The sequence below is a fragment of the Kitasatospora sp. NPDC058063 genome (genome assembly GCF_042885395.1).
Taxonomy (GTDB): Bacteria; Actinomycetota; Actinomycetes; order Streptomycetales; family Streptomycetaceae; genus Kitasatospora; species Kitasatospora lactacystinica.
In genome coordinates this window covers 1-2,817 of sequence record NZ_JBHVSD010000071.1, presented here as the reverse complement: position 1 = coordinate 2,817, position 2,817 = coordinate 1, and the positions used below count along the sequence as shown (strand labels likewise).

The following is a 2,817-nucleotide window of genomic DNA, read 5'->3' as shown; positions in this document are numbered from 1 at the left end:
CGCTTCCTTCGGACCGCCTTCCAGCGGACCCTCCGGGCTTCGTTCTTTCGTGTTTCCAGCTTACCAGACGTTTTCCGCTCCGTTTACCGGGGCTTCATTCATCCGATTCCCGCTGGCGGGATTTCCTGCGAACTTCGTTCCGAAGCCTATCAAGGCTTTCGGAGTGCTCAGTCCGTGGGATTTGCTTCGTCGGAGGGTGCGCATTTCGTGAAATGCACTCGCCTCGATTCGGCGGTGTCGTAGACACTAACGCCCGGAACCGACCGTTGTCCAGTCAGTCCCAACCGTTGAAACCTACTAGCCCGCCCTCACCACGTCAATGGTTCGGCCGGACGAGAGGAAGACTAGCAGGTCAGGGGCCTGCTGATCACATCGGCTCAGGCCGCGACCGGCTGGAGGTCCGCCCGGTCGGCCGCATCCAGATCACCGAACTCCCCGCCCTCGGCGGCCCTTCGGCCCAGCACCAGGGCGTAGAGGAGGAAGGCCGCCTCGGCCAGCACGCCGATGGAGATACGGGCCCAGGTCGGCAGGCCGGACGGGGTCACGAAGGCTTCCAGGACACCGGAGACGGCCAGGACCGTCGCCAGGCCGATCGACATGCCGATGATCGCGCGGCCCTGTTCGGCCAGCGCCACCGAGCGGGTGCGCGGGCCGGGGTCGATCACGGTCCAGCCGAGGCGCAGCCCGAGGCCGCCGGCTACGAAGACCGCGGTCAGCTCCAGCAGGCCGTGCGGAATGAGCAGGCCGAGGAAGACGTCGAGGCGCCCGGCGGAGGCCATCAGCCCGACGCCGATGCCGAGGTTCACCACGTTGGTCCACATCACGTAGAGCACCGGAACGCCCAGTGCGACCCCGAACAGCAGGCACTGCACGGCGATCCAGGCGTTGTTCGTCCACACCTGTGCCGCGAAGGAACTGGCCGGCCGGTCCGAGTAGTACGCCTCGTACTGGCCGCCGGGGCGGGTCAGCTCGTCGAGGTGCTCGGGGGCGATCAGGCTGTTGCGGACCTCGGGGTGGGTGGCCATCCACCACGCGAGCAGTGCGGTGGCCACCATGGAGACGATCGCCACCGGCACCCACCAGCGGCGCGCGCGGTAGAGCGCGGCGGGGAAGCTCACCGCGTAGTAGCGGGCGACGTCCTGCCAGCCGTTGGTCCGGGCGCCGGTGACCGCGCTGCGGGCGCGCGAGACCAGCCCGGTCAGCCGGCTCACCAGGGCCGGGTCGGGCGCGGCGGCCTGGACCTTGGCGAGGTGTCCGGTGGCGCGCTGGTAGAGCGTGACCAGCTCGTCGGCCTCCTCCCCGCCGAGCCGGCGCCGGCGGGCGAGGGCGTCCAGCCGGGCCCACTCCCCCTGGTGGGTGGCGACGAAGACGTCCAGGTCCATTTCGGCGGCTCCATGATCGGCGGCGGGCGCGGACGTGCGTGCGCGGGCGGGTGCGTCCGGGCGGGCGGCGGGCCCGGGCGGACACGTGCGGCCCAGCATGCCAGCAGCGGCCGCCGCCGCGGCCGTCGGGATCTCACTTCCCGTGCGCCCACCGGGCCCCGTATGTTTGCGGCTGCGGATCAGACTGCGGAGAGCGGGTCAGGGGGGCCGATCCGGGGTGATTCCCTCCCCCGGCACTGCCGCACTCCCAGGAGCGGATCTCCATGGGCGAGCCGTACGGGCTCCAAGAACGTGAACGGACAGGTGTCTTGAGCGACCTGGTGACGGGTGAGGCGGTCGTTCTCGGCCTCCGGACGGCGAAGCTTCCGAGCAGGGCCCTGGCGATCGTGATCGACCTGCTGGTGGAGTTCGCGGCCCTGCTGGTGTTCACGCTGCTGCTGAGCCTCGCCCTGATCGGGCTCGACGGCGCGGCGCTGGCCGCCACGATGATCGGCCTGACGGTGTTCTTCCTGGTGGCCGTGCCCGTGATGGTCGAGACCCTCACTCGCGGCCGTTCGCTCGGCAAGGCCGCGCTCGGCCTGCGGGTGGTGCGCACCGACGGCGGGCCGGTGCGGTTCCGGCACTCGCTGGTGCGCGGGCTGGTCGGCTTCTTCGAGATGATCGTGCTGACCGGCGCCCCGGCCGTGATCACCTCGGTGGTGCACTCGGACGGCAAGCGGCTGGGCGACATCTTCGCCGGGACGGTGGTCGTCCGCGAGCGCACCCCGGGTGCGGGCGGCTCCGCCTCCCCGCTGCCGCCGGTCCACCCGCACCTGCTGCAGGCGATGGGCCACGAGCTGGTCGCGATGGACCTGTCCGCCGTACCCGAGCCGCTCTGGCTGGCCATCCGCCAACTGCTGGGCCGGATCGGCCAGTTGGATCCGGCGGTGATGCTCCGGATGTCCACCCGGCTCGCCGAGGACCTGTCCGCCCGGATCGGCCACCCGCTCGCGCCGGGGCTGCACCCGGCGGCGTACCTGGGCGCGGTGCTCACCGAGCGCCAGCGGCGGGAGTGGATGCGTGTCCAGGAGCAGCTGTGGGCGGCCGGACGGGGACCCGCCCAGGTGCCCGCTCCCCGTCCGGCCTCCGGTCCGGTCCCCGCGCCGGCTCCGACGGTCACGGCCGACGGACGGCCCGTCCGCGTCCTCGGCCTGCCGGCGCAGCGGCCCGCACCGACCGCGCCCACCGCACCGCCGGTGCCCGTACCGCCCGCCACCCCTGCTTCGCCCCCGGCATCGCCCCCGGCCCCGGCGGCTCCGTCCCTCGACAAGCCCGCCGCCGACACCGGCTTCGCCCCGCCCGCCTGAGAAAGTGTTGGGTAATTGATCAACTTCGTGGCGTGATGCACTGGCGGTGATCGTCACGGGCGAGGCATCCGCGACGATCACCGCCATGT

Annotated in this window: 2 protein-coding genes; one reads left to right on the top strand and one right to left on the bottom strand. The window is 71.8% G+C overall.

Features of this window, described 5'->3' with window-relative positions:
- Nucleotides 1-377: 377 nt before the first annotated feature.
- On the bottom strand, nt 378-1,382 hold the full coding sequence (locus tag ACFVUY_RS43285; protein WP_387737359.1) for a stage II sporulation protein M: 1,005 nt from the start codon (nt 1,380-1,382) through the stop codon (nt 378-380).
- A 308-nt stretch (nt 1,383-1,690) separates the two neighbouring features.
- Here ACFVUY_RS43285 and ACFVUY_RS43280 point away from each other — a divergent pair, with 308 nt between their 5' ends.
- Nucleotides 1,691-2,728 carry an RDD family protein gene (locus ACFVUY_RS43280; RefSeq protein ID WP_387737358.1) on the top strand — a complete coding sequence of 346 codons (1,038 nt, stop codon included), beginning with the start codon at nt 1,691-1,693 and terminating at the stop codon, nt 2,726-2,728.
- Nucleotides 2,729-2,817: the final 89 nt, after the last annotated feature.

Coding starts and splice junctions, on each gene's coding strand:
- ACFVUY_RS43285 (WP_387737359.1), bottom strand. CDS start 1,382: ATGGACCTGGACGTCTTCGTCGCCACCCACCAGGGGGAGTGGGCCCGG.